General features: G+C 37.4%; 2 protein-coding genes and 2 pseudogenes. 1 reads left to right on the top strand and 3 read right to left on the bottom strand.

Annotated features, from left to right (window positions below):
- From HT715_RS12100 to HT715_RS10590, 3 genes and pseudogenes are all read right to left on the bottom strand, one after another.
- Positions 1 to 110 (bottom strand): annotated as a pseudogene (locus HT715_RS12100) (IS630 transposase-related protein); the annotation flags it as partial.
- 36 nt (positions 111 to 146) lie between these two features.
- Complete coding sequence (locus tag HT715_RS10595) at positions 147 to 500, bottom strand: aminotransferase class V-fold PLP-dependent enzyme (protein ID WP_000945719.1); 354 nt, start codon at positions 498 to 500, stop codon at positions 147 to 149.
- A gap of 676 nt (positions 501 to 1,176) precedes the next feature.
- On the bottom strand, positions 1,177 to 2,556 hold the full coding sequence (locus HT715_RS10590; RefSeq protein ID WP_000036802.1) for an FAD-dependent oxidoreductase: 1,380 nt from the start codon (positions 2,554 to 2,556) through the stop codon (positions 1,177 to 1,179).
- 295 nt (positions 2,557 to 2,851) lie between these two features.
- On the opposite strand from HT715_RS10590, the pseudogene HT715_RS10585 reads away from it, so the two are divergent.
- Positions 2,852 to 3,572, top strand: a pseudogene (locus HT715_RS10585) (FAD:protein FMN transferase); the annotation flags it as partial.
- Positions 3,573 to 3,635 lie beyond the last annotated feature (63 nt).

Genomic DNA, 3,635 nt, shown 5'->3' with positions numbered 1-3,635 from the left:
TGAAGAGAGTTCTGACGCCAACATCAAAAACCTTGGCTGCCTCGACATGGCTGTGCCCCCTCTTTGATGTAATCTAATGCTCGCTGTTTAAAATCTGTACTATATGCCATAGCTTTATTATAACATGCTTGTTTGAAACTAAGCAACTATAACATTTTCCAAGGTAAATAATTAGAATGGTGTTCTAATACAGACACACCTAATTTACCTTTATTATATTTTATAGACCTACTAAGTAAGTTATAAGCCTCCGTAGCACTTTTAGTGAAAAGCACATTGTAGTTACTGGCACTTAGAAAATTTTTAATTTTTTTCTTAACAGCCTCATATTCATTAGAAAAAATTAAATCATTTTTTGAATTATGTCTCTTAATGTTTATTGGAATTCCTGAATAAACTTCTGTTAATTTATTAACAACAGCTTTTGGCTTGGGAACTGTAGCTGCATTATCAAAATAAATAATATCTGATGTTTGAAAAGAAAATAAATTCCTCAACATATTTCACCACTTTGAAAATCTACTACCATTAAAAATTTCTACTTCCTAAGATTTAAAATTCGATTTATGTAATACATTGTATTGGCACATCTTTTGGGAAATACAACTGGACCATTTAATACTACTACAGAAACTTCATCACTACTATGGCTTCTGCTGACTTCTCATGATTCCTTGTTACTATGCTTTAGGCGCTCATGAAACCTCACGGGATCAGTCCTAGATCTTTCTTCCTTTATAACAGAGGACGTTAAAAGGTTACAGTGAAAATAGGAAATCGGACGCAGAATCTTTGGACTCTAGGAAGATTTATCTTTTTCACACAAACCTTAGTCCGAATTCAATTACTTTCATGACTTACAGATATAAGTTACGACTACCTATTTGGACTTTAGAGGTCTTGGCTATCTCATCTGCTAGATAGGCTTTCCTAGCACCTCTCTGTTCCTAGAACCAGGATTTCGCTATTCTTTCCTCTAACGGTTTTTATTCTAACGTCAGGGTCTATCTCCAGACCGTCTTCGTCCGCTACCTCACGATAGTCAGGATTGAGGGTCGCTATTAGGTTCATCGGTAGCTAGTGCCCACAGAGGACTTGTTCCTCAGATGTAGGCCATGACCCGTCGTACCTAAAAAACTATCCGACCTTAACTTAAGACCAGATAGTTCATCATTTTTATTTTTCAGCTGTAAGGGCAGCCATTGTGATGTAGTTGTATGGTTTGTTGAAGTGTGGCAAGAAGAAGAGGTCTGTCAATGCCAATTTATCAATTGTTACATGCTCTTGGACAGCAAGTGAGAACATGTGAATTCCCATGCTGATTGAAATATCGTGTGAAACCATTTGGGCACCAAGAATTTCACGGCTATCTTTGTCAAAGACAATCTTAATCGCTACTTCATGGTTATCGTGTTTCATGAATTCTGGTTTTTGAAGATCGTTAAATCCTGTCTCAGTCGCATTGTAACCTGCAGCTTTTGCTTTTTCAAGAGTCAAACCAGTTGAAACCATGTGAAGACCATAGATTGAGATACCGTTTGAACCTTGAACACCGATTCCTTCCAATTCATGTCCACAAGCATTGTAGGCACCAACGATACCAGTACGAACTGCGTTTGAAGCAAGGGCGATGTAGCTTGTGTCTTTACGAGCATTATCATAGACAGTCGCACAGTCACCAACTGCAAATACACCTGGAATTGAAGTTTCTTGTTTCTTATCTACAAGGAAAGCACCATTTCGGAAGAGTTCAATCTTACCGTCAGCAAGAGCTGTGTTAGGACGGAAACCAACCGCAAGAACAACCATATCCACATCAAAAGTTTCTTTATCGGTAATCAAGCGTTCAACTTTACCGTCACCTTCGATTGCTTTAACAGTTTGACCAAGAGCCAAGCGGATGTTGTGGTCTTCCAAGTTCTTCGCCATCATTTGTGTAAAGTCTTTGTCATAGTAACCGTTCAAGACAGTATCAACGATATCGACAAGGACAACTTCTTTTCCAAGACGCTCAAAGGCTTCAGCAAGTTCAACACCAATGTAACCACCACCAACAACGGCGATACGGTCAAGGTGTTGGCTCTTGTCAGCAAGTTTATTGATCACTTCTTCAGCGTTTTGGTACAATTTCACGAATTGTACGTTTTCAAGAGTTGCTTTAAATTCGCGGTTTCCTTTAAGAATTTCAACACCTTCTATTGGTGGCAAGATTGGTGTAGAACCTGTAGCGAAAATCAATTTCTCGTATGATTCTTTGTGCTCTTTTCCTTCAACTTCGGCTGTGACTACTTTGTTATCATAGTCGATTGAAAGAACAGGTGAGTTCATGTAAACCTTAGCACCTTTAGCTTCCAATTTTTCTTTATCAGAATAGAACAAGCCTTCAGCACCGTCAATTTGATTACCAATCCAAAGAGCCATTCCACACCCTAGGAAAGAGATGCTAGAGTTTTGGTCAAATACAACAATTTCGTTCTCATTTCCAAAATTATCCAACATAGTATTAATACATGCTGTACCAGCATGGTTAGCACCGACTACAACAATTTTACTCATAAAAAATTTCCTACTTTCATTCTAAATTTACCTTACTAGTATACCATTTATTGTCAGCGTTTACCAGAGGTTTGCTATTACTTTATCATTTTTTATCAAAAACAATTCTCCATTTATCCTAATTTCAAGCCTAATGAATTTTTTTAAGCATATTTCTTGACTTTTTCCAAATTTAATTTATGAAAATTCTAGCTTTATGGTATTATAATAACATGAAAATAAAATACAAGGTCTTCCATTTATATAATTATTTGATATTGCAACTTATTTTCTACAAAAGAAAAAAGTTGCTAGCTTGCCTCTTCGTTCACATTCTGAACTCCTAACGGGAACCACTATCACTATTTCATTAGTTAATGAGTGAGCAGATATCTTACTCTAAAAATCCTTTGATTTGCTCAAAAAGCTTGAATACCATTTCAATGCCAATAGTCAAGAATCTGAGTTGATGGAAATCAATTATCAAGCAGGAATAGCCCCCGTCACTGTTCATCCAGACCTGTTTGAACTGATTTCACTTGGTTTAGAGCATAGCCTAGCACTCTATAGCCAGCTCAACATCAGTATTGATCCCCTAATTCAAACCTGGCGCATTGGTTTTTCAGATGCCAAAGCTGCACAACCTCAAGAAATTGAAGCGGTGCTGTCTCTAATCAATCCTCATGATATCGAGTTAGATTCTTCTACTTCCATTGTATTCTTAAAGCAGAAAGGAATGAAAATCGATTTAGGTTGTTTAGTCAAGGGTTATAGTGCAGATAAAGGGTGCCCAATTTCTTAGAAAAGAGGGTATGACTTCTGCCTTGATCAATCTGGGAGGGAGTATCCTGACCATTGGAAAAAATCAGGCAAGAGGGGATAACCCTTGGCAAATCGAGATTCAAGATTCAGCCAATCCGAGGGGAAATCACTTAATGACCATTCCCGTTGTCAATCAATCTGTCGTGACTTCAGGCATTTATGAACGTCACCTGACAGTCGATGGACAAGATTACCATCACATTTTTGACAATAGACTTCCTGCAAAACTAGAATCCTAGTTCATGATTGATAATACCAACAATCAAATTCATTCGTAA

The organism is Streptococcus sp. 4155 (assembly GCF_013276695.1).
In the GTDB taxonomy this organism is placed as follows: domain Bacteria; phylum Bacillota; class Bacilli; order Lactobacillales; family Streptococcaceae; genus Streptococcus; species Streptococcus pseudopneumoniae.
The sequence above is the reverse complement of the archived record's forward strand: the minus strand, read 5'-3'. Positions and strand labels throughout refer to the sequence as shown.